General features: G+C 60.8%; 20 protein-coding genes. 9 read left to right on the forward strand and 11 right to left on the reverse strand.

Annotated features, from left to right (window positions below):
• Position 1 precedes the first annotated feature (1 nt).
• The 4 genes from ACK509_RS05465 (at position 2) to ACK509_RS05480 (ending at position 3,145) form a co-directional block, all read left to right on the forward strand.
• A complete protein-coding gene (locus ACK509_RS05465; protein ID WP_410765483.1) occupies positions 2–712 on the forward strand; it encodes a phosphoribosyltransferase in 711 nt (236 codons plus the stop codon).
• A gap of 85 nt (positions 713–797) precedes the next feature.
• A complete protein-coding gene (locus tag ACK509_RS05470; protein ID WP_410765484.1) occupies positions 798–1,769 on the forward strand; it encodes an AEC family transporter in 972 nt (323 codons plus the stop codon).
• 45 nt (positions 1,770–1,814) lie between these two features.
• The gene (mtnP, locus tag ACK509_RS05475) at positions 1,815–2,675 is read left to right on the forward strand and encodes an S-methyl-5'-thioadenosine phosphorylase (RefSeq protein ID WP_410765485.1); all 861 of its coding nucleotides are present in this window, start codon (positions 1,815–1,817) and stop codon (positions 2,673–2,675) included.
• A gap of 95 nt (positions 2,676–2,770) precedes the next feature.
• Complete coding sequence (locus ACK509_RS05480) at positions 2,771–3,145, forward strand: cyclic nucleotide-binding/CBS domain-containing protein (protein WP_410765486.1); 375 nt, start codon at positions 2,771–2,773, stop codon at positions 3,143–3,145.
• A 26-nt stretch (positions 3,146–3,171) separates the two neighbouring features.
• Here the strand turns inward: ACK509_RS05480 and ACK509_RS05485 are convergent, their stop codons facing one another.
• The 6 genes from ACK509_RS05485 to ACK509_RS05510 form a co-directional block, all read right to left on the reverse strand.
• Complete coding sequence (locus ACK509_RS05485; protein WP_410765487.1) at positions 3,172–4,215, reverse strand: segregation/condensation protein A; 1,044 nt, start codon at positions 4,213–4,215, stop codon at positions 3,172–3,174.
• Positions 4,208–7,801, reverse strand: a complete 3,594-nt coding sequence (smc, locus tag ACK509_RS05490; RefSeq protein ID WP_410765488.1) for a chromosome segregation protein SMC — start codon at positions 7,799–7,801, stop codon at positions 4,208–4,210. The genes ACK509_RS05485 and smc overlap by 8 nt, the downstream gene beginning before the upstream one ends.
• Before the next feature lie 76 nt (positions 7,802–7,877).
• Positions 7,878–8,171 (reverse strand): chromosome segregation protein SMC, encoded by a 294-nt coding sequence (locus tag ACK509_RS05495; RefSeq protein ID WP_410765489.1) that lies wholly within the window; start codon positions 8,169–8,171, stop codon positions 7,878–7,880.
• 155 nt (positions 8,172–8,326) lie between these two features.
• A complete protein-coding gene (locus ACK509_RS05500) occupies positions 8,327–9,673 on the reverse strand; it encodes an amidohydrolase (protein WP_410765490.1) in 1,347 nt (448 codons plus the stop codon).
• A gap of 23 nt (positions 9,674–9,696) precedes the next feature.
• Positions 9,697–10,185, reverse strand: a complete 489-nt coding sequence (locus tag ACK509_RS05505) for a hypothetical protein (RefSeq protein ID WP_410765491.1) — start codon at positions 10,183–10,185, stop codon at positions 9,697–9,699.
• Between the two features lie 7 nt (positions 10,186–10,192).
• The gene (locus tag ACK509_RS05510; protein WP_410765492.1) at positions 10,193–11,077 is read right to left on the reverse strand and encodes a DUF3100 domain-containing protein; all 885 of its coding nucleotides are present in this window, start codon (positions 11,075–11,077) and stop codon (positions 10,193–10,195) included.
• A 150-nt stretch (positions 11,078–11,227) separates the two neighbouring features.
• On the opposite strand from ACK509_RS05510, the gene gatB reads away from it, so the two are divergent.
• Complete coding sequence (gene gatB / locus ACK509_RS05515) at positions 11,228–12,718, forward strand: Asp-tRNA(Asn)/Glu-tRNA(Gln) amidotransferase subunit GatB (RefSeq protein WP_410765493.1); 1,491 nt, start codon at positions 11,228–11,230, stop codon at positions 12,716–12,718.
• A gap of 36 nt (positions 12,719–12,754) precedes the next feature.
• Here gatB and ACK509_RS05520 read toward each other — a convergent pair whose 3' ends face one another.
• The 3 genes from ACK509_RS05520 to ACK509_RS05530 all read right to left on the reverse strand — a co-directional run bounded on the left by ACK509_RS05520 (position 12,755) and on the right by ACK509_RS05530 (position 15,178).
• Positions 12,755–12,934 carry a hypothetical protein gene (locus ACK509_RS05520; protein ID WP_410765494.1) on the reverse strand — a complete coding sequence of 60 codons (180 nt, stop codon included), beginning with the start codon at positions 12,932–12,934 and terminating at the stop codon, positions 12,755–12,757.
• Between the two features lie 80 nt (positions 12,935–13,014).
• Positions 13,015–13,701, reverse strand: a complete 687-nt coding sequence (locus ACK509_RS05525; RefSeq protein ID WP_410765495.1) for a hypothetical protein — start codon at positions 13,699–13,701, stop codon at positions 13,015–13,017.
• A 46-nt stretch (positions 13,702–13,747) separates the two neighbouring features.
• On the reverse strand, positions 13,748–15,178 hold the full coding sequence (locus tag ACK509_RS05530; RefSeq protein WP_410765496.1) for an MATE family efflux transporter: 1,431 nt from the start codon (positions 15,176–15,178) through the stop codon (positions 13,748–13,750).
• A gap of 96 nt (positions 15,179–15,274) precedes the next feature.
• On the opposite strand from ACK509_RS05530, the gene ACK509_RS05535 reads away from it, so the two are divergent.
• From ACK509_RS05535 to ACK509_RS05545, 3 genes are all read left to right on the forward strand, one after another.
• Positions 15,275–15,967 carry a hypothetical protein gene (locus ACK509_RS05535; RefSeq protein ID WP_410765497.1) on the forward strand — a complete coding sequence of 231 codons (693 nt, stop codon included), beginning with the start codon at positions 15,275–15,277 and terminating at the stop codon, positions 15,965–15,967.
• A 168-nt stretch (positions 15,968–16,135) separates the two neighbouring features.
• Positions 16,136–18,694, forward strand: a complete 2,559-nt coding sequence (locus ACK509_RS05540; RefSeq protein ID WP_410765498.1) for a DNA topoisomerase I — start codon at positions 16,136–16,138, stop codon at positions 18,692–18,694.
• A gap of 130 nt (positions 18,695–18,824) precedes the next feature.
• Positions 18,825–19,550, forward strand: a complete 726-nt coding sequence (locus tag ACK509_RS05545; RefSeq protein WP_410765499.1) for a phosphoglycerol geranylgeranyltransferase — start codon at positions 18,825–18,827, stop codon at positions 19,548–19,550.
• Between the two features lie 20 nt (positions 19,551–19,570).
• On the opposite strand, the gene ACK509_RS05550 is transcribed toward ACK509_RS05545, so the two are convergent.
• Entirely contained in the window at positions 19,571–20,305 is a 735-nt protein-coding gene (locus ACK509_RS05550; protein ID WP_410765500.1) for a DUF4013 domain-containing protein, read from the reverse strand.
• A 72-nt stretch (positions 20,306–20,377) separates the two neighbouring features.
• A complete protein-coding gene (locus ACK509_RS05555) occupies positions 20,378–20,932 on the reverse strand; it encodes a cupin domain-containing protein (protein WP_410765501.1) in 555 nt (184 codons plus the stop codon).
• A gap of 127 nt (positions 20,933–21,059) precedes the next feature.
• On the opposite strand from ACK509_RS05555, the gene aspS reads away from it, so the two are divergent.
• Positions 21,060–22,364, forward strand: a complete 1,305-nt coding sequence (gene aspS / locus ACK509_RS05560; RefSeq protein ID WP_410765502.1) for an aspartate--tRNA(Asn) ligase — start codon at positions 21,060–21,062, stop codon at positions 22,362–22,364.
• Positions 22,365–22,411 lie beyond the last annotated feature (47 nt).

Consider the following 22,411-nt stretch of genomic DNA (forward strand, 5'->3'; position numbering starts at 1 on the left):
TATGGGCGACCTCCCCGACGAGTTTAAGTGTACCATCACGAACTGGGAGTACATTTACGGACTCTGCCGCGACGTCTCGAACGACGTCAAGCAGTCTGAATTCGAACCCGACGTCATCGTCGCGCTCGCGCGCGGCGGATGGTTCGCGGGTCGATGTATCTGCGATTTCCTCGGACTCGACGACCTGACGAGTCTGAAGATGGAGCACTACGTCGGTACGGCCCAGAAATCGAACGAACCGGAAGTACGCTATCCGATGCCGGAAGGCAGCGTCGAAGGCAAAGACGTACTCATCATCGACGACATCGCCGACACCGGCGGGTCGATCAAGCATGCACACGAGTACGTGACCGAACGCAACGCGAACGAGGTGCGCACGGCGACCCTCCAACTGCTCCAAACGAGTGAGTTCGAACCCGACTACGTCGGCGAACGCCTCGAAGAGTGGGCCTGGGTCGTCTACCCGTGGAACTTCATCGAAGACATGATAGACCTCATCACGGGCGTCATGGCGAAAGCCGACGAAGAGACCTTCGAGAAGGACGACATTCGTCACTTCCTCGCTGAGTTCCACGACGTGGACCGCATCGAGATGGAAATTGCACAACCCGACCGACTACCCGAAGTGATGGCCGAGATGGAGCGACGTGGCTACGTCGAATCCACCGGCGACGCGTGGCGACTCGTCGAGAACGACGGCCTCGGCGCGTAATTCGACGCACGCTGTTTTCACACCGGGCTTCGCGCAGTGTGTCCGAAGCGAAACCTTCCTGAGTGACACCGCCGTCGCCCTCTGTATGTCACTCCTTTCTATCTTCGTGACGGCACTCCTCCCCATCCTCACTATCGGTGCCGTTGGGTTCCTTCTGGGCCGGGTGAAAGACATCGACCCCGACCCGCTCAACACGGTGACGGTGTACGTTCTCGCGCCCGCACTCGTCTTCTACAGTCTCGCGACGACCACGCTCGACGGCTCGACGCTCGTCTCACTCACCGGAAGCGTCGTCGTCTATCACGTCGTGATGATCCTCGTCGCGGCCGCCGTCGCCCGCGTCGTCGGCGTCTCTGAGCCCCTCCTCGGCGCGCTCGTCCTCGTCGCCGCCTTCCCTAACTCCGGCAATTATGGGATTCCCGTCTCTTCGTTCGCCTTCGGTGACGCTGGCCGCTCGACGGCAGTCGTCTATCTCGCCGTACAAGGTGTTCTCATCTACACGCTGGGTGTGTATATCGCTGGGCGAGGGGGGACGCGGGCGGACGGCGGCACCGCAACGTGGCGCACCAGTCTCGAGAACGTCCTCAGAATTCCGCTCGTCTACGCTGTCGTGGCCGCATTGCTCGCGCGCTACTTCGACCTCGTTCCCCCAACAGACCTCGCGGCCATGCAGACGCTCAAACTCGTCGGCGATTCCTCGATTCCCATCATGCTCCTCATCCTCGGGATTCAACTCGCCCGCGCCGACTTCGGTTCGACGCTCTCACGAGTCGGGTTGGTCGCAGGGCTGAAGATGGTTGTCGCGCCCGCAATCGCGGTCGGAATCGCCCTCTTCGTCGGCTTCAGCGACCCCGTGGTCGCTCGGACGTTCGTCCTCGAATCGGCCATGCCCGCCGCCGTCACCCCACTAATTCTCGTCGCCGAGTTTGGAGAGAGTGAGATGGGCGGTGTTCCACTCGCACAGTTCGTCTCCGCGGCGGTGTTCGTGACGACGCTCTTGAGCATCCCGACGCTCTCGGTACTCATCTTCCTGCTCGAATCCGGCGTCATCGTGTAGCCGCCGATTCGCCACGATTTTGTGCGCTCTCACCCACGTGCGAGTATGAAGATCGGATTCATCGGTGGCAGTGGAATCTACGAGGCCCTGCCCCTCGAAAACACCCGCGAAGAGCCTGTTGACACGCCGTTCGGTGAGCCATCGACGACACCTATCGTCGGTGAGTTCGGCGACACTGGCCGCGAAGTCGTCTTTCTCCCTCGTCACGGCCCCGACCATCAGCACTCACCCACGACGCTCCCGTACCGCGCCAACATCTTCGCGCTCAAGAAACTCGGCGTCACCCACATCCTCGCCAGCAACGCAGTCGGCAGCCTCAAAGAGGACCTCCCGCCACAGACGCTCGTCGTGCCGGACCAAATCTACGACCGCACCAAACACCGCCCGCTCACCTTCTTCGACGAGGGTATCGTCGTCCACCAACCGTTCGCGATGCCGTACGACGAAGAACTCGTCTCTATCCTCGCCGAGGCCGCCGAGGAAGCGACCGACGCGACGGTTCAGGAAGGCGGCACGTACGTCTGTATCGAAGGCCCCTCGTACTCCACGAAGGCCGAGTCCGAACACTACCGCGCACAGGGCTGGGACATCATCGGCATGACGACGATTCCGGAAGCGAAACTCGCCCGCGAGGCAGAGATGGCCTACGCGACCATCACGGGCGTCACCGACTACGACGTGTGGAAAGAATCGAGTGAAGTCACCCTCGACGAGGTGCTGAAGAACGCCGCCGCCAACGAGGAAGCCATCAAGGAGACCGTCGAAGCCGCGATTCGGAAGATTCCAGACGACCACGAGACGCCGAGCCACTCGGCACTGCAAGGCACCATCAACACGCCCGACGACGCCATCCCGGGCGAGACGAAAGAGAAACTCGCGCCGCTCATCGAGAAGTACGTCGAGTAACCTCCCACTCAAAACGGTTATCAGAGCCCCACTGGCGGCCGAAATGTGTTCGTCCGTAGATTAACACTCTTAACCCTCCGTGCTAGTTGTAGATCATGAGTTCTACTGACAGAGTTACCGTCAAAGACGTAATGTCGACGCCGCTGGAGATGATTTCGAAGGACGCAACAGTGATAGAGGCGGCAAAGCAGATGCGTGACAAGGGAATCAACGCACTGGTCGTTCGGACCTCACCACGAGCGATCATCAGCAGTACGGACGTACTCGACGCCGTCGCTGACGGGCGCGACGTCTCAACACTGAAAGTGACCGAAGTGATGACGACCGACGTCGAGACAGCCACCCCGGACCTCTACATGGAAGAAGTTGCGGCGATGATGACCAACTACGGTATCAAACACCTCCCGGTCGTGGACGACGACTACGTCGGCATGATTTCGTCGACCGACGTCACTGCGCATCTCTCGTAACTCCAACCGCAGAAATCAGACTGTCTTCAGTCGTCCGCGACCGCTTCGGCTTCGAGTTCGTTCGCTCGCTCGTCGTTCGGTTCGTCGGCGTCGTCACGCTCGTCTTCTTCTGCGACCGCTTCGGGGTCCTGAATCCAGAGGTCGCCGAATATCTCGTCCTGTTGGAGTCTGACGAAACTCCGGTGGGCGAGAAACAGGAGTGCGAGATAGGTGGTCATCACCGTGTCGGCTACGTCTCGAATCTCCACGAACAGCACTTCGTCGCGGCCATTCTCGTAGTGGGTGTTGAGGACGCTTCCAACCTCTTCGACCACGTCTTCGATGTGTTCGTCGTGAGCCGTCCCCGTCACGTCGTTCTCGGTAGGTTCGCCCGCACCGCGCATGTCGCCCGCGGCGTGGTAGTCGAGCGTCTGCGTGCCGCGTGAGAATCCACGTGGTGAGCGCGAGGTGTCGTACTCACGGCTATCCTTCCACCACGTGCCGCGCTCTGCGTCTCGGAGGTCGCGGACGAGTTCGTCCAGCGTCTTCGGCGAGCCACGGGCGTTCTTGCGCTCCAGTCGGCGGTCCATCTCGTCTTCGAGTTGGGCGATGGGGTCGAATCCGGGCACGTCGTCGCCGGGGTGTCCCTCGTCTGCGCCACCCTGCATGGCGAGTTCCCACGGTTCGAGTTCGTCTTCGTCGGGGTCGTCCGGCGCGAGTAACTCGTCGGACTTCATCCGCAGGAGGACACTTGCGTAGAACAGTGCGCGACCGGTCGTCCGCAGGTCCATCGAATCGAGACGCGTCAAGAAGGCGTCGGTCACCTCCACGATATCGATATCCCACGGGTCGATGCGGCCTTCTTTGGCGAGTTGAACGAGGAGTTCGACCGGTTCGACTTCCTCCTCGTCGGTGTCGGCCGAGTCCGGAAGGAGTTCGTCCATCTCGGTGTCGAGTGCGTCAGCGTCGGCTGGCGTCTCTGTCTCAGGTTCGTCGCGCTCGTCACCCCCCTCTCGGTCGAAACTGAACACGTCGTCTGCAGACGAGTCCCGCTCGCGCGTGAGGTTCAGTTTGGGGATGTCGTCAGTCATCCGCCGGGACCTCTGGCTTTTCTTCCTCGTCGTCGCCGAATCTGATGCCCGTGACGGCGCTGACGTTGTCACCTTGCATCGTCACCCCGATGGCGCGCTCTGCGCGTTCGAGCAGTGCAGAGCGATGGGAGACGACGACGAACTGAGCGTCGCCTGCGAGGTCATCGACCATCTGCCCGACGCGTTCGGCGTTCGCCGCGTCGAGGAACGCGTCAACTTCGTCCAGTGCGTAGAACGGTGCCGGGTTGTGACGCTGGATGGCGAAGATGAACGCGAGTGCCGTCAGCGACTTCTCGCCGCCGGACATCGCATCGAGGCGTTGAATCGGCTTGTCGCCCGGTTGGGCTTTCATCGTCAGACCCTCTTCGAACGGGTCTTCGGGGTTCTCGAGGTGGAGATGGCCCGTCCCGTTCGAGAGGCGCTCGAAGATGTCGGTGAAGTTCTCGGCGATGGCGTCGAACGACTCCATGAACGTCGCTTTCTTCTGGGATTCGTACTGCTCGATGCGCTCTCGAATCGCGTCGCGTTCCTCCACGAGGATGTCGCGGCGCTCGGTGAGGTCTTCGAGGGCCGCCTTCACGTCGTCGTACTCGTCGATAGCGAGCATGTTGACGGGTTCGAGTTCCTCCATCTCCTCGGTGAGGCGCTCGATTTCGGATTCAACTGTACTGTGGTCCGGAATCTCGTCGGGGTCGTACTCGCCGACCTGGGCTTCGAGTTCGTCGATTTCCCATTCGAGGCGCTCGGCCGCCGACTGGAGGCTCTCTAACTTGGATTCGACCGCAGTCACTCGGTCCTTCTTCTCGTCGCGCTTTGTGCGCGCCTCGCGGAGGTCAGACTGGAGTTCCTTGCGGTCGTCTTTGAGGTCCACTAACTCTTCTTCGAGTTCGGCGACCGCTTCGCGCTTTTCGTCGAGTTTCTCTTCGCTGGCTTCGATATCCGACTCTGCCTCACGAATCGCTTCCCGCGCGTTCGCCTTGCGGTTCTGCGCGGATTCGACGGTATCGTGCAGGTCGTCGACCGCCTCTTCGGCGTACTGCTTCTCCAGTTGGAGTTCGTTGAGACGGCCATCGAGCGACGACATGCGCTCTTCGAGGTCCGAAATGTCGGCGCGAATCTCGTCGGCCCGACTCGTGAGTTCGGGAATCTCGGAGTCTGCGAGTTCGTTCTCGATTTCCTCGATTTCGGCTTCGATTCCGCCGATTTCGTCGTTCAGGTCGGCGATTTCGTCGTCGAGTTCGGACATCTGCTCGTCCACCGACTCGCGCTCCGAGCGCAGTTCGTCTAACCGGTCTTCGAGTTCGTCGATGTCGTCTTCGGTGCCCTCGATATCTTCTTCGGCGTCCGCGATGTCGCGTTCGACTGCGCGAACGCGGTCGGACGCGTCAGATGCCCGGCCACGAGCGTCTTCGAGGTCCGAGTCGATTTCTCGAATCTCGCTGTTGAGCGAGCGACGCTTGTCTTCGAGTTTCGTGATCTCCTTGGCGATGCGTTCGATTCGGCCTTCACCGGACTTGGAGAAGGAGTAGCGAGAGCCACCGCCCGAACCACCGGTCATCGCGCCGGACCGCTCGACGAGGTCGCCGTCGAGCGTCACCATGCGATAGTCGCCCATCAGCGAGCGAGCGGTCTGCATGTCTTCGACGACGAGCGTGGAGCCGAGGACGTACGAGAAGATAGACTCGTACTGCGAGTCGTACTCGACGAGGTTGCGTGCGAAGTCCACGACGCCCGGGTCGTTCGGCTTGCGCGGCAGACTGCGGTTGTCCATCTTGGTGATGGGCAAGAACGTCGCCCGACCCGCGTTTCTCGATTTGAGGTGGTCGATACAATCAGAACCCACGCGGTCGTCGCTGACGACGACGTTTGCCAGACGACCACCGGCCGCGGTCTCACAGGCTTTCGCGTACTCACCGTTGACAGATGCGAGTTCACCGACCGGGCCGTGGACGCCCGAGATGCCAGCATTGCGAATCGTCGTCACCGCGCGCGGCCACGAGGTGTCCCCGTCGCGTCCGGCGCGGGCCTCGAGGCGTGCGTACTCGCTTTGTTTGGCCTGGAGTTCGTCGGTTACGTCCGACAGTTCGTCTTGGAGTTCCTGCTTTTCGGCCTGCAAGTCCTCGATGATGCCCTCGATTTTGGCGCTGTTCTTCTCGGCGGTGTCGAGTTCGCTGTGCAGGTCCGAGAGACGCGCCTTGAGTTCGGGAATCTGTTCGTGGGTCCGCTCGATTTTCGCCTGCGTCTCGGAGAGTTCGTTGGACCGGCGACGCGCGTCGTCGAGGAGACGGTCTTTCTCGCGCTGGTGGTCGTTCTTCTCCGTTTTGAGTTCCTCGACGGCGGCTTTCTTCTCTGAGAGTGCGGATTTGAGTTCGTCGAACTCCGTGTCCACCGAGTCGATTTCGGCTTGCACTTCACTCAGTTCGACCCGCTTGGACTGGGTGTCGCTCTTGACAGACGCCTTCTCGACTTTGATGGCGCGAATGTCACCTTCGAGGTCGTCTATCTTCTCTTGTTTGCGGTCGATATCGACGAACGCCTTGCGTCGCTCCGCTTCGGCGTCGTCTATCTTCTCTTCTGCGGCCTCGATGGAGTTCTCGGCGCGCGCGATGTCGCCCTTAATCTCCTCCATCTCGGACTTGATTTTGAGTTGCTCGTCCTCACCCTTGCGCTCGATTTCGTGAGTGAGGTCTTCGAGGTCCTCTTCGAGTCGCGTGACCTTCCCCTGTCGCTCGTCGAGTTCGATTTTGAGGTCTTCGAGTTTCGAGTCGGTCGAGTCGATTCTCGATTCAGTTCGAGACAGGTCGTCGCGCTTGTCTTCGAGTTCGGCGGCCTTGAGGTAGCCTTCGTACTCTTCTTTCTCTTCTCGAAGGCCCTTGTACTGGAGCGCCGTCTCACGTTCGTCGGAGAGTTGTTCGAGGCGACCTTCCTTCTCTTCGATTTTGAGGTCGGCCTCCTCGACGCGCTCTTGGACTGCTTCGAGTTCCTCGAAGGCGGCATCTTTCTTCGCGTCGAACTCGGCGACGCCCGCGATTTCGTCGATGATGCCCCGTCGCTGATAGGGCGTCATGTTGATAATTTCGGTCACGTCGCCCTGCATGACGACGTTGTAGCCTTCGGGCGTGATACCCGCCTGTGCGAGCAAGTCTTGAATATCGGAGAGATTGACCGACCGCTCGTTGAGGTAGTAGTACGAGTAGTAGTTGTCCGTGGTCTCTTTGACGCGGCGCTTGATTTTGATTTCCTCGATGTCGCCGACGTTGTCGGTGCCCGCGGCGTTGATGACCTGCGAGCGGTCGAGCGTGCCGTCGGAGTTGTCGAGGATGACGGTGACGCTGGCCTCCTTCGTCTTTGTAGACTCCTCACCGCTGCCGTCGGCGTGACCGGGGTTGTAGATGAGGTCAGTCAGTTTTTCGGCGCGAATCCCGCGAGTGCGGGCCAAACCGAGTGCGAACAGGACGCCGTCGATGATGTTCGACTTACCGGACCCGTTCGGGCCGGTAACGACCGTAAAATCCTCGTAGAACGGGATACGCGTCGGTCGTCCGAAACTCTTGAAACCGTCAAGGACGAGCTCTTTGATGTGCATGGGTTAGTTTTCAGGCGGGACGTGCCCGCAGTAAACGCGCCGTCTGGACAACGGGCGCGCTTAGGAGAGAAGGGCCTTACGCGACGATAATGTCGTCGCCGAGGTTCTCTTCTCCGTCGTTGTCAACATCCTCGGCTTCATCTGTTTTAGTCTCATCGCCCTTTTCCTGAGAGTCAGGCGTTTCTGTCTCTTCTGGCGTCGCTTCGAACTCGACACGACGCTGGGCGGCCCGCGTGGGGGTCTGCACATCGTTCGCGTCTTCGAGTTGGCGAAGCCGTTCTTTGGTCTCGACCAGTTCTTCGGTCAGACCGTTGACTGCTGCTTGGAGTTCCGTAACCTTCGATTCGAGTTCCTCCACCCTATTGCTCATGGGCAAATTACCCGCCGCGAGAGACATAAATGTGCGTCAGACATTCACCGAAAATGTGATACGTGTGCGTGAGAACGGAGGTTCTCCGCCGATTCGCAGGAGAAGACCGTTCGACCGATGCGATTCGGCTCTCGATTCAGTGAGGTCCGACTCGTTCAGTCGAGGTGTGATTCAGTCTCGGTCGCGCGGAAGCCACGAACCGCGTCGAGATACTCTTCTCGCGTCCGCTTTTCGGCCTTCGCTTCGCGAAGTTTCTCACGCGACTCGGGGTCGGTGAGGACGTCGATGAGCGTGCAGGCAGTGAGCTTCGCAGGGACGATGTAGGCCATCTCTTCGTCCACGACGCGGAAGTCGCGGGCGTGAACAGCGCCTTCGAAGCCACCGGTCCACGGGTGGATGCCGGGGACGAGTTGCGTGATATCACCCATATCGGTCGAACCTGCGAGGTGCGGTTGACCGGGGCTGAGCGCCTCTTCTCCCAATAGCTCGCGGACGTTGTCGTCGTAGGCATCGACGATGGTCTGATTGGTCGAAAGTGGCATGTAGCCGGGGAAATCTTCGATTTCGACGTCGCCACCGACGGCGAGTGCGCCAGAGCGAAGTGCCCGGTTCACCGATTCGTTGGCCTCGTCCACGGCGTCGATAGTCTTCGCGCGAACGTACGATTCCATGGTTACCTCGGCGGGAACGACGTTCACGCCGTCGCCGCCGCGGGTGATGATGGGGTGGACGCGAACGTAGTCTTCGTCGGCAAAGGTCTCGCGTTGGGCATGAACCGCGTTCATCCCGAGCATGGCGGCGTTGAGCGCGTTGACGCCTTCTTCGGGGGCAGCGCCTGCGTGGGCCTCGCGCCCGAGGTAGGTGACGAACTTCCCGATAAAGCCGTTCGTCGAGAAGTTACTCGTGACGACGCGGTCGGGTTCGTCGCTCCCGGCGTGCATCATCACGGCCATGTCCCAGTCGTCCACGTAGCCCCGGCGAATGAGTTCTTGCTTGCCGCCGAAGAACTCGATTTCTCCGGACTCGACCAGGTTGCGCCGGTAGTCGAGGTCGAGATACTCCTCGGCGGGGACGGCGACGAACTCGACTGCGGCATCGAGACCGTCGATTGCCTCGCCTTCGACGAGTCCGAACGCGGCACCGACGAGGTGCGCGAGTTGGGCGTTGTGCCCGCAGGCGTGGACCGCGCCCGTTTCGGGGTCCGCAAGCGGGTGGTCCGGGTTGACGAGTGCGTCGAGTTCGCCGAGGATTGCGGCGACGAACTCGTCGTCTGACCCGTCACCGCCGACGCGAGCGCGAGCGCCAGTGATGGCGAGTTCGGTCTCCACGTCGAGGTCAAGCGATTCGAAGAGCGAGACGACTTTCTTCGTCGTCTCGACCTCTTTGTAGCCGAGTTCGGGTTCGGACTGTACGTCCTTGGCGAACTCGATGATATCGTCGGCGCGGGCGTCGATGGCGTCGCACACGCGAGCTTTGAGTTCCGCAACGTCGGCGTCGGTCATGGAACCCTGTTGGTCCGCATCCATTAGATAATTCCCTGTGCGGACAGCACGAGTTGCGAGATAACCGCCGACCCGAAGAACGTCCCGAAGAAGACGACCACGGCGACGAGGACGAGTTTCCAACTCACTTCTTTCATCTTCCCCGTCTGGAGGCCAATCGAGAGTCCCGCGTAGGCGAGAATCGGCGTCGTCGTCGCGAGGAAATCGACCTTACCGACGGCGTCCAAGAACGCCGCTTGAACCGGTGAAAACGGCAGTGCGAGCAGGAAAGCGAGAATCATCGCGTACGCGAACGCTGGGAGTTCGACCGGGATGAACCGACCCATGAGCAGGGCAGTGAATCCGAGGACGACGATGATGGCCATGCCCGGAAGCGACCCGATGAATCCGGCCTGGAAACCGGTTTCTGGGCCGATGGAGTTCGCAGTGAGCGTCAGCAGTGCGACGACGAGGAGCATCTTCAGCGACTGGAGAGAGAACTCCGAGGTGTCCATCGATTGTGTGGTATCCATCGACATATCACTCACCTCCGTCGGTTGCGACAGCAGTGCGACCGATAACTGGTGCGAGTGCGCTGTAGAGACGCGTGATGACTGGGAGGCCGATGAGGATGACCATGTAGAGACCGGTGATGCCAGTCAAGAGGTTACTCGTCGCGGCGAAACTCAGAATCTGGTCTTCGGCGACGCCAGTGCCGCCAGTGGCGGCGGCGAGCGACGTGGAGCAGGCGGTCATCATACTCACTGACCCCATTCCGCAGGCCATTGCGAGTGCGAGCGGGTGCAGGCCAGTCGCGGGCGCGAAGCCACCGAGCAGGCCAAAGAAGACTGTTCCGAGAACCGTCCCCGTCATGTAGGTTCCGAGGACGCCGCGGCCTTCGGGCGAGTCGATGCCGTACTTGTCGGTGATGACGCCGAGCGTGGGTTCGCGGGCGATACTCACCGCGGCACCGATGGACTCGCGCTTGAGACCCAAGAAGAGCGCAAGTGGGAGGGCGAGCAGAATCGTCCCGAGGTTTCCGAACTCTTGGAGGACGAACGCGGGGCCTGCCGCGATAAGGTCGTAGAACGCGGGGGCCACGAGCGTGCCGTACTTCACGCCGAGGGGCATCAGCGCGATGATGAGAAGTGGCGAGGCGATGCGACTCACGTCTTCATCGACCACGTCTCCGAGTGCCTCGATGCGCGCGCCGAGGACGCTGTAACTGAGAGCGATACCGAGAACGACGGCGTACAGAAGCGGGAGCAAGACGACCTGCCCCGGCCCGAGCGGGAAGGTGATGATACCGATTACTTCTGCGACGATGACGATGAGAAGAACCGTCAGATGGGTGCGTAGGTGTGCCGAGAGGCGCCCATCGGTCTTGATGGGTGCCCACCGACTCCCGTTGGAATCGTTTGTCATATGTGAACAGTGGGTTTGTGAAAATGGAAGAACCGTATAAATACCTTGTTAGAGCTTGACAAACATGTCTGCCGATTGTATCGTCTGCGAGCAGCTCACGACGAGCGCGTTCCCGTTACTCTTTAGCCTCCCGCCGCTAAATCGCGGCCAATGACTGCGCAAGCGCTCGAACAGCGTGAACTTGCCGTCGTTATCGGGTTGGAGGTCCACGTGCAACTCGAGACGGCGACGAAGATTTTCTGTGGCTGTTCGACCGAGCCCGCTGAGGACGAAGAGCCGAACACCCGTGTCTGTCCCGTCTGTCTGGGCCTGCCGGGTGCCCTGCCCGTCCTCAACGAGAAAGCGGTCGAATCCGCAGTGAAAATCGGCAAGGCACTGAACGCATCTATCGCCGAAGACACCCGGTTCCACCGGAAGAACTACTACTACCCCGACCTGCCGAAGAACTTCCAAATCACCCAGTACGACGCACCGATTTGCGCCGACGGGGTACTCGAAGTCTCCGTCGAGGGCGAGCGCCGCGACATCGGCATCACGCGCGCCCACCTCGAAGAAGACCCCGGCAGCCTCCAACACAAAGGCGGCAGCATCGACAGAGCCGACTATACGTTGGTGAACTACAACCGCGCCGGGACGCCCCTAATGGAAATCGTCACCGAACCGGACTTCCGCAGTCCGCAGGAGACCCGAGCGTTCCTCGCCAAGTTGGAAGAGGTACTCGAATACCTCGGCGTGTTCGACGCCACCCGTGACGGTTCGCTCCGCATCGACGCCAACATCTCGGTCGTCCCCGCCGACGAAATCGCAGCGGACGGTTCGATTTCAGACGAGGCACTCGAAGCGGCGAACCGCACCGAAGTCAAGAACATCTCCAGTCACAAAGGAGCAGAGAAGGCACTCGCCTACGAGTCCCACCGCCAGAAGAACGAAATCAAGCGCGGCCGCGCGATCGAACAGGAGACACGCCACTGGAACGAGAACCGCAAGGTTACGGTCTCGATGCGCTCGAAGGAAGAAGAGAAGGACTACCGCTACTTCGAAGAGGCCGACCTGCCGCCGCTCCAAGTCGCCCACTGGAAAGAGGAGATTCCGATTCCGGAACTCCCCGTCGCGCGCCGCGAGCGCTTCCGTGAAGAGTACGGCCTCGACGAAGAGTCCGCTTCGAAACTCACCTCGACGAAAGAGGTTGCTGACTTCTTCGAGAACATCGCCTCCGAGTTCGACGCCGACCTCGCCGCGACGTGGGTCGCCGACAACCTGCTCGGCGAACTCAACTACCGTGACATGGAGATTACGGACGTGGCCGACCGTCTCGACGAGTTCACGCGCCTCGTCGAACTCGTGGACGCCGACGAGGTGACGACGAAGAACGCCGAGGAGATCATCCTCCGCAAGATGCTCGACGAGGAGAAAGACCCCGACACCGTCGTCGAGGAAGCGGGTCTCGGAAAGGCCGACGACGACGAAATCGTCGGCTTCGTCGAGGACGCTATCGAAGAGAACCCCGACGCCGTTTCAGATTATCACGAAGGCGAAGGCGGCGCGCTCAACTTCCTCGTCGGACAGGTCATGCAGAAGTCGAAAGGCAGTGCCGACCCCGGCACCGCGAACCAGTTGCTCCGCGAGAAACTCGACGAGTAACCGACGAAGCGAGTCGGTCGCTTCTGTCCTCCGTTTTTACTGCGTTTTGTGTCGGACGTACTGTTCGATGATGACGAAGTGCGTCGAGCCGCAGGCCGCACATTCGACCGGTTCCGAGTAGTGGAACTCGCCGTCTTCGTGTGTCACCGTGCCTGCGTAGATGACGTGGCAGTTGTCACAAACGTACCGTTCCGGTAGTTCCGGGGTATGGGACATGGCAGTACATTCGTGTTCATCATACATGATACTTTGTTGCCACAAAACAGAATGTTTGGCTGGAACGCCGGTTGCGACCTTCAGGGCTGGTCCGCGTCGCGGCCGAACAACATGGCACACCCGATGACGACCGCGAACCACGTCAGGAACTCCTCGAACGCCGGGTTTGCCGAGAGTCGTTGTCGCTGGAACGTCTGATAGACGACGTAGTACTCTTCATCCGACTTGATGACTTGCGCACCCGCGTCTCTCGGCCAGAGTCGTTCGTCGGTGACGACACTCCCCTCGCGAATGGCCGTCTCTGTTTCTGGGAACGGAGCGGTCGATGACGAGACGTTTTCCAGAGCGCCTGCCGCAGACACACGTTCTGTGGAGAGGACGAAGTGGCCGTCTTCCCACGTCGAATGGCGCTCGAATACTCGACCGTCGCTGTACGCGAGATACAACTCGTCGGCCCAGAGATATCCCGTACTCCGCGTGATAGTAGGGTGGTCAACTTCGACGCTTCCGTTCAAGGTCAAGGCTTCGAGGGTGCAGTAGCGTGAGGAAGACGTTCCGAAGGTGCATGCAAATCCATCGATGCCGTGACGGAGCGCAATTCGTGTCTCATCGTCCGAAATTTCTAGCCGGTTGTCTTCGACCGCGATTTCGGTCGCTTCGTAGGTGTAGTCGGTTCCGGTGAGCGAGAGCGCCGGACCCCACCACGGTGTGAGTATCAGTAAAATCGCGAACGCGGGTCGCAGCAGTCGGGAGGAGGGCCAGGCCATACTGAGCAATCACGACATCCCTACAAAATCAGTTCGACTGTCAGGTTCAGTCGTCGCCCGCCGTCGCCGAAGTTTCGGGTCGGTCCAAGATACCCCTGCGCCACGTCCCGAGTCGGAACCACGAGACGGCGATGACGAACGACCCGACGGCACCAGTCACGAATGCCCACCAAAGACCATCGACGCCCCATCCAAGTCCTGAAACGGACCCAATCACAGGGAGCGTGACCGTCCACGAGAAGGCCACGACGATGGCAACCGGGACGCGGAGAAGCCACCGCGAGAGGATGGAGAGAATCATCGACGCTTTCGTCACGCCCGCACCGCGGAAGGCTCCCTGAATAACCATGACGCCACCGAAGAACGCCCACGACGGCGCGATAATTCTGAGGAACGTGATGCCCTCGGTGACGACTGCGTCGTCGTCCACGAACAGCCGAACCGCTTCACCGGGGAACAGAAGGACGAACCCGGCGGCGGCGAAGAGAAGCCCCATCGTCGCGGCGGTTGCCGTCCACGCGACGGAGGCCGCACGGTCAGGGGTCTTCGCGCCGAGGTTTTGTCCGACGCCGGTCGCAGTTGCCTGTCCGACTGCGCCGGAGACGGTCCACGAGACGGACATCAGGCGAACACCGACACCATATGCCGCAGTCGCGGCGGGACCGAACCGAGCGACGAACGCGGCCATCACGACGGCAGAGAAACTCCGCGCCCAGCCGTCGAGGGTCGCGGGATAGCCGATATCGACGAGTTTCGCCAGACGCTCCCGGTCGGGCCGGAGGTCCGAGAGGTGGAGTTGGACACCCCAGTCACCGCGCAGGAGGATGTAGACGCCCGCACCGGTCGCAAAGAGGCGTGCGATGAGCGTGGCGATGGCCGCACCCCGGGTTCCCATCCCGGCGATTGGTCCTGCGCCGAGGATGAGAATCGGGTCGAGGACGACGTTGAGTCCGGCGGAGACGACCATGAGCCACATCGCAGTCTTGGTGTCGCCCGCTCCCTGCAACGCCGCGCGGAAGGCGAAGAAGAGGAACGTAAGCGGGAGCGAGAGGAAGATGACTTCGATGTACGCGAGTGCTTCGGTGTAAACTGCTCCTTTCGCGCCGATGAGGGTGAGCAACGGCGCTCTGAAGATGAACCCGAGTATGGTGAGTGCTATCGAAACGGTGAGCGTGAGGAGAATCGTCTGACCGACGATGTGGTCTGCTTCACGGTCTTCGCCCGCGCCGACGTGCTGAGAGACGAGCGCAATCGTCGCCGCGGTGATACCCATCGCCGTCGAGATGAACATCCACGTGGTTGGAAACATGAGTGAGACGGCCGCGACGGCCTCGGCGCTCACGCGACCAACCCAGAAGACGTCGGCGAGGTTGTAGAGCGTCTGTAAGAGATTCCCCGCGACGAGCGGCCACGAGAGAGAGAGGAGTTTGGGCGCAATCGCACCCGTCGTCATGTCTACACGCGAGTCCTTCGACACGAGTGTGGGTTGGCTCGAATCGCGTTAAGGGCTTGGGTCAGGGAACCTGACCTAACGGCGATATTATGATTCAAGAACGCGTACTAGACTGGTCGAATGCGTGCGTCAGTCGCGGTCTGTGTCGTACTCGTCGTGCTTCTCGCAGTGATGAGTTCACCACTCGGAGTGACGGTTGTATCCGGGCAGACGTTGACCGAACAAGAGCCGAATAACGACCCGTTCGCTCCGATGGAAGTCGAATCAGGAACCGTCGTCGAAGGTACCATCACGTACGATTACGACTGGGACACCGGCGAGTACCGCTACATCGACCACGACTACATCGCCGTGTGGACCGTCGAAGGACAGTACGTCGAAGCGACCATCGAGCCGACCGACAGTTGGGGTTGGTTGACCGTCGTCATCACCAATGCGTCGAACACGGGTATGATAGACCCCGTGACAGTCGAATCGGGCGAGTCGCGGACGATTCGCGTCGTCGCCCGCGAGACTGGCTGGCATCGCATCTTTATCAGCGGCTACTATCCCGGCGTCGAAGCCTACGGCGCGGGGTCGTATCGACTGACACTTGGAGCGACAGACACACCGGGTGAGACGAACCCGACACCGGAGACTGAGGCACAGGTCACCGTCGATGGCGACGATATCGGTGGCAACGACATCGGTGAACCGCCCCGAACCGGTGGCGGACTTACCATCAGTGACATGATAGAACTCGTCGGCGTCGTCGTCGCCGCACTCGGTCTCGGCTTTAGCTACGTGAAGTACAGACAGAAGCGTGTGAGTTAGTCGAGTCTTCGCTCTCGCTCTTCTCGTCTCACTCTCTATCTAGCACACCTCTCGCGCGCGAGCAGCGCGCACGTTCACTCGCACACCCACATACGCGCGCCTTGAGGCTTCTACGCTAAGAATTCGCCCACGAAAGGTTTAGGACATCCCCCCTCATATCGCCGGGCAATGAGTCGGGGCCCCGAACTTATCATCACGGAGAAGGACAACGCCGCGAGGCGTATTGCCGACATCCTGAGCGGCGAGTCCGCCTCCGCAGAGCGAATGAACGGAGTGAACGTCTACAAGTGGGGCGGCAAGCGCTGTATCGGTCTGTCCGGCCACGTCGTCGGTGTGGACTTCCCTCCAGAGTACAACGATTGGCGTGACGTCGAACCGGTCGAACTCATCACCGCGCCCGTCGAGAAACACCCTACCCAAGAGAACATCGTCGCCGCCCTCCGGCGACTCGCCCGCCGCGCCGGGTCGGTCACCATCGCGACTGACTACGACCGCGAGGGCGAACTCATCGGCAAGGAAGCCTACGAACTCGTCCGCGACGTGAACGAAGACGTTCCCGTGGACCGCGTGCGCTTCTCCTCGATCACCCAGCGCGAAGTGACCGAGGCGTTCGACAACCCGGACGAACTCGACTTCAACCTCGCCGCCGCCGGTGAAGCACGACAGATTATCGACCTCATCTGGGGCGCGGCGCTCACGCGCTTCCTCTCACTGTCGGCCCGACAACTCGGCAACGACTTCATCTCGGTCGGTCGGGTTCAGGGGCCGACCCTGAAGCTCATCGTGGACCGCGAGCGCGAAATCGAGGCGTTCGACCCGCAGGACTACTGGGAACTCTTCTCGAAACTGACGAAGGACGCCGACGGTGCCGCCGAATCCTTCGAAGCCCAGTACTTCTATCTCGACGACGACGGCACCGAAGCAGAGCGCGTCTGGGACGAAGCCGATGCAACCGAAGCCTACGAGACGCTTCTGACTGCTGACGGCGCAGAAGTCACCGCCGTCAAGCGCCGTACCCGCACCGACAAGCCACCCGCGCCGTTCAACACCACGCAGTTCATCCGCGCGGCAGGGTCGATTGGCTACTCCGCACAGCGGGCGATGAGCATCGCCGAAGACCTCTACACGGCGGGGTATATCACCTATCCGCGTACGGACAACACGGTCTACCCCGACGACCTCGACCCCCGTGAACTCCTCGGTGCGTTCGAGGCCGACCGCCGATTCAAAGACGACGCTGAGAGTCTCCTCGAACAAGAAGAAATCGAGCCAACCGAGGGCGACAACGAGACCACCGACCACCCACCAATTCACCCGACGGGCGAACTTCCGAGCGCCTCGGACCTCTCCGAGGACGAGTGGGACGTGTACGAACTCGTCGTCCGCCGCTTCTTCGCAACCGTCGCCGAAGATGCAATCTGGGAACACCTGCGCGTCGTCGCCGAGGCCGCCGGTCTCTCGCTGAAAGCCAACGGCAAGCGCCTGCTCGAAGCCGGTTACCACGACGTGTATCCGTACTTCAACTCCAGTGAGTCGTTCGTCCCCGACGTCGAAGAGGGCGAACTGCTCGAACTCACGGACACACATCTCGACGCCAAGCAGACCCAGCCACCGCGTCGCTACGGTCAGTCCAGACTCATCGAGACGATGGAGCAGATGGGTATCGGGACGAAAGCAACCCGCCACGACGTGATTCAGAAACTCTACGACCGTGGCTACATCGAGTCCGACCCGCCGCGCCCGACTCGCCTCGCCAGCGCCGTCGTCACCGCGTCCGAAGACTTCGCACGGCTCATCGTCAGCGAGGAGATGACCTCGCAACTCGAATCCGACATGATGGCAATCTCCCGCGGCGAGGCCACACTGGAGGAGGTCACTGCCGAATCCAAGGAGATTCTCGAAGACGTGTTCGAGGGACTCATGGAGTCGCGCGAAGAACTCGGTGACCAACTCCAGAAGTCGCTCAAAGCCGACAAGACCGTCGGTCCGTGTCCCGAATGCGGCGGCGACCTCGTGGTTCGAAAGAGTCGCCGTGGCTCGTACTTCATCGGCTGTGACTCGTATCCCGACTGTACGAACACGCTCCCGCTTCCTTCGACGGGGAAACCGCTCATCATGGAGGACACCTGCGAGGAGCACGACCTCCGGCACATCAAGATGCTCGCCGGGCGTAAGACGTTCGTCCACGGCTGTCCGCTCTGTAAAGCCGAAGAAGCCGACGAAGAAGAGGACCTCGTGATTGGTCCGTGTCCGGAATGCGGTGAAGGTGTCGAGTCGGATGCCGAGGACGACGATGCCGACCACGAACACGGCGAACTCGCAATCAAGCGTCTCCGCTCCGGCTCTCGACTCGTCGGCTGTACGCGCTATCCCGACTGCGACTACTCGCTGCCGCTCCCCCGCCGCGGCGACATTGAAGTCACCGATGAATCGTGCGACGAACACGGGCTTCCAGAACTTCGAATCACGTACGACGGCGACCGCGAACCGTGGGAACTCGGCTGTCCCATCTGCAACTACCGCGAATATCAGGCACAACAGCAGGGCGCAAGCGGCAGTGACTTAGAGAGTATCAAAGGTATCGGAGCGAAGACAGCGGAGAAGTTGAAGGAAGCAGGATTCGAAGACGTATCCTCACTGAAAGACGCCGAACCCGACGACATCGCAGCGAAAGTCGAAGGTGTGGGTGCGGATACGATTCGCAAGTGGCAGGCGGCCGCGGATTAGCTTCGAAGCTGTTCTAACCCCCCTCAGATTTTACGGATTTCGACAACGAGAGAGATGGTCGTAGCGTAAACCGTCTCAAACCCCAAAGTTTCCGCACGCTTTTTAGCCCCCGTCAAGCATAGTCGGACCAATGAGTTATCCGTGGGAAGACTGGGACCATATTACGAAAATCGACCCTGACAAAGACCTCTTCGAGGACGAGACGTTCGAAGACGTGTGCGAGACGGGAACCGACGCACTCGAAATCGGTGGGACGCTCGACATCACCGAAGAGAAGATGCAGCGCGTCATCGACGCCACCGCGAAGTACGACATTCCAGTGTATCAAGAACCGTCGAACCCGGCGGTCGTCATCGACCACGATGGGCTGGATGGCTACCTCATCCCGACAGTGTTCAACGCCAGCGATTCGTTCTGGATTACCGGCGCGCACAAAGAGTGGGTTCGCATCGAAGACGGTCTCGACTGGGACCGCACCCACACCGAGGCGTACATCGTCATGAACCCCGATTCCTCTGTCGCGGAGTACACCGATGCCGATACCGACCAGTCGGCAGAAGACGTGGCCTCGTTCGCTCGCGTCGCCGAGAAGATGTTCGGCCAGAAGATTATCTATCTCGAATACTCGGGAACCTACGGCGACCCCGAGAAGGTCAAAGCGGCCCACGACGCGCTCGACGAGGCGACACTCTTCTACGGCGGCGGCATCCACGACTACGACTCGGCCTACGAGATGGCGAGCAACTCCGACGTGGTCATCGTCGGCAACCTCTTGCACGACAAAGGCGCCGATGCGGTGCGCGAGACGGTCGAAGGCGCGAAAGATGCCAAAGCCGAACTCCTTAACGCCGAATAGCTCCTAGTTTTCATCTCTTCTCAAGCCGAGCCAACGCTCTCGATTTTCAATTCGGTGGGTGGACTGACGCGCTGCTGTGATTCGTCCGGTGAACCGCGCCCGAGGAGCGTGGCGGCCGCGACGAGCGTCAGGAACGAGACGACACTCGCAAGTACGACACCGATGAGTGGGAAGGTTCCGAAGAGTGCTTCGAGTATCCGCCCACCGAAGCCGACGAGCGCGACGGCGGCGACGACCGGCACGAACGACGTGTCGAAGGCGAGTTCGTGTGCGCTGGAAACCGCGCTGAGGAACGACCGTTCGTGAGCCATTGCAACCATCATCGCCACGTAGGTGTACATCCCAGCGAGCGCGGCGATGCCAGCGAACGCGAGACCAACGACGGCAATGGCGGAGAGGCCGAGATAGGAGAGTAGTTCGGGGTTGGAGACGAGTGAGAGCGCCGCAAGCGACTCCCCGGAGAGTTTGAGGACGCCAGCGGCGATGCCCATAGCAGGGAGTTGAAGTGCGACGAGAACTGCCGAGAGACGTGCGCCCTCGACACCCATTCCGAGAAAGTCGTCGAAGGCGGGGAGAGAACTCGCGTTGCGGTCGCCGCCGCGGACGAGTCGGGCGGCGTAGCCGACGAGAAGAACATTTGCGAGCGGCGTCGCGACCGAAGCGAGCGTCACGAGTACGCCTGCAACGACAGTGTCGAATGAGGTGTCGCTGGCGAACGGGAGTGCGAATGCGGATTCGAAGTCTGAAGCGTCCATGTTCGAGGCGCAGTGGTCCCGTGTTCGTATATAAACCTCAGCTCAGAGAGAGTTTCACTCGTCGCTCGCCTGTTACTCGCTGCCGTCATCACTCGTTTGCTCGCCGTCCCAGTATCCAACCGCTGCATCGTGCGGGAAGTAGCCGTGGAGCGTTCGCGCCTCCTTGTCGCCACCGGGGGGCGAACCGCAGAAGACACCGACCTTGTTCGAGTCGGGATAGACGGCTACGTCGGGCGCGTTCATCGTCGAGATGGCGAGATACTGGAGTGGTTCGTCGCCGTCGTTTTCGATTTGTCGAGCGAACTCCTCGCCCGTAGGGAGTGCGACGTAGGTGCCAGAAGAGAGCGAACAGTCGTCGGCACCCTCGCGGGTGTGGAGCGTGCCAGTTCCAGAGAGAACGTACAGGGCCTCTTCGTTGCCTTCGTGGTAGTGTGTCGGCCACGGACGCTTTCCGGGCGGGACTTCGTAGAGCGAACAGCCGAGGTCTTGGCCGCCAGCGAGCGCGCCGAGTTGTTTGCGGCGAAAGGAAAAGCGGTCGCCCGTCTCGGATTCGACCCACTCGTGGTCGTGTTCGTCGATTGCGCGGGGTGAAGGCTCGTCAGAAGGTGGCGTTTGTGAGTCAACCATACGACACGATTGGACTCGACAGTCATAGTCGCATGGGACACACTGACAGGAAAAGCGGCAGAAGACCCCCGATTGGCGGCAAACCGAAGACACTGTGTTTAAGACCGACGGTCCGGAATCTGGTCGTATGCGAGACCGAACGTACACAGCCGACGCCAAGCCTGGCGAGACGGTTACCGTCGCCGGGTGGGTTCACGAGACTCGTGACCTCGGCGGCATCGCGTTCCTGATTCTGCGGGACACGACCGGCAAGATTCAGGTCAAATTCGAGAAGGACGAGATGGACGACGACCTCGTCGAGACGGGACTTGGCGTTCACCGCGAGAGCGTCATCGCCGTCACCGGCGACGTCGCCGAAGAACCACGTGCGCCGACGGGCGTCGAAATCACGCCAGAGAGCCTCGACGTTATCGCCGAGGCCGACGCGCAACTTCCGCTCGACCCCTCGGGTAAGGTCGATGCCGAACTCTCGACGCGTCTCGACAACCGGACGCTCGACCTGCGCAAAGAGGAAGTAAAGGCCATCTTCGAGATTCGCGCCGAAGTCCTCAACGCAGTCCGAAACAAGTTCCGCGAACTCACGGCAACGGAGATCAACACGCCGAAGATCGTCGCCACGGGCACCGAAGGCGGTACGGAACTCTTCCCCATCACGTACTTCGGCAAAGAGGCGTTCATGAACCAGTCGCCACAGCTGTTCAAGCAGCTGATGGTCGGCTCTGGTCTCGAACGCGTCTTCGAAATCGGCCCAATCTTCCGCGCCGAAGAACACAACACGCCGCGGCACCTCAACGAGGCAACCTCCATCGACTTCGAGTCGGCCTTTATCGACCACACCGAAGCGATGGACGTGTGTGAAGCGGTCGTCAAGGCCGCCTACGAGGCAGTCGAAGAGAACTGCCAGGAACAGCTCGAAGCACTCGACCTCGCCGACGAGTTCGAGGCACCCGAAGGCGACTTCCCGCGTCTCACCTACGAGGAAGCCATCCAGCGCATCAACGCGACGGGCAAACTCGACGAGCAACTCGTCTGGGGCGACGACCTGCCTACGGAAGGCGAGAAGGCACTCGGCGAAGACGTCGGCGAACACTACTTCATCACCGACTGGCCGAGCGAAATCAAGCCGTTCTACATCAAGGACAACGACGACGACGAGACGCTCTCGACGGGCTTCGACATGATGCACCCGACGATGGAACTCGTCTCCGGTGGTCAGCGTGAACACCGCTACGACAACCTCATCACAGGCTTCGAACAGCAGGGTCTCGACCCCGACGCGTTCGAATACTACACGAAGATGTTCAAGTACGGCATGCCCCCGCACGCCGGGTTCGGTCTCGGTGGCGAGCGTCTCATCATGACGATGCTCGGACTGGGCAACATCCGTGAGGCTGTGTTGTTCCCACGCGACCGGCAGCGTCTGTCGCCCTAGGCGACGACGCAACACGAGCGTGGGAACAGGGAGCAAATCTTCGATTT

The sequence above is a fragment of the Haloferax sp. DFSO60 genome, assembly GCF_046557615.1.
Classification (GTDB): Archaea; Halobacteriota; Halobacteria; order Halobacteriales; family Haloferacaceae; genus Haloferax.

Coding starts and splice junctions, on each gene's coding strand:
- ACK509_RS05465 (WP_410765483.1), top strand. CDS start 2: ATGGGCGACCTCCCCGACGAGTTTAAGTGTACCATCACGAACTGGGAG.
- ACK509_RS05470 (WP_410765484.1), top strand. CDS start 798: ATGTCACTCCTTTCTATCTTCGTGACGGCACTCCTCCCCATCCTCACT.
- mtnP (WP_410765485.1), top strand. CDS start 1,815: ATGAAGATCGGATTCATCGGTGGCAGTGGAATCTACGAGGCCCTGCCC.
- ACK509_RS05480 (WP_410765486.1), top strand. CDS start 2,771: ATGAGTTCTACTGACAGAGTTACCGTCAAAGACGTAATGTCGACGCCG.
- ACK509_RS05485 (WP_410765487.1), bottom strand. CDS start 4,215: ATGACTGACGACATCCCCAAACTGAACCTCACGCGCGAGCGGGACTCG.
- smc (WP_410765488.1), bottom strand. CDS start 7,801: ATGCACATCAAAGAGCTCGTCCTTGACGGTTTCAAGAGTTTCGGACGA.
- ACK509_RS05495 (WP_410765489.1), bottom strand. CDS start 8,171: ATGAGCAATAGGGTGGAGGAACTCGAATCGAAGGTTACGGAACTCCAA.
- ACK509_RS05500 (WP_410765490.1), bottom strand. CDS start 9,673: ATGACCGACGCCGACGTTGCGGAACTCAAAGCTCGCGTGTGCGACGCC.
- ACK509_RS05505 (WP_410765491.1), bottom strand. CDS start 10,185: ATGGATACCACACAATCGATGGACACCTCGGAGTTCTCTCTCCAGTCG.
- ACK509_RS05510 (WP_410765492.1), bottom strand. CDS start 11,077: ATGACAAACGATTCCAACGGGAGTCGGTGGGCACCCATCAAGACCGAT.
- gatB (WP_410765493.1), top strand. CDS start 11,228: ATGACTGCGCAAGCGCTCGAACAGCGTGAACTTGCCGTCGTTATCGGG.
- ACK509_RS05520 (WP_410765494.1), bottom strand. CDS start 12,934: ATGTCCCATACCCCGGAACTACCGGAACGGTACGTTTGTGACAACTGC.
- ACK509_RS05525 (WP_410765495.1), bottom strand. CDS start 13,701: ATGGCCTGGCCCTCCTCCCGACTGCTGCGACCCGCGTTCGCGATTTTA.
- ACK509_RS05535 (WP_410765497.1), top strand. CDS start 15,275: ATGCGTGCGTCAGTCGCGGTCTGTGTCGTACTCGTCGTGCTTCTCGCA.
- ACK509_RS05540 (WP_410765498.1), top strand. CDS start 16,136: ATGAGTCGGGGCCCCGAACTTATCATCACGGAGAAGGACAACGCCGCG.
- ACK509_RS05545 (WP_410765499.1), top strand. CDS start 18,825: ATGAGTTATCCGTGGGAAGACTGGGACCATATTACGAAAATCGACCCT.
- ACK509_RS05550 (WP_410765500.1), bottom strand. CDS start 20,305: ATGGACGCTTCAGACTTCGAATCCGCATTCGCACTCCCGTTCGCCAGC.
- ACK509_RS05555 (WP_410765501.1), bottom strand. CDS start 20,932: ATGGTTGACTCACAAACGCCACCTTCTGACGAGCCTTCACCCCGCGCA.
- aspS (WP_410765502.1), top strand. CDS start 21,060: ATGCGAGACCGAACGTACACAGCCGACGCCAAGCCTGGCGAGACGGTT.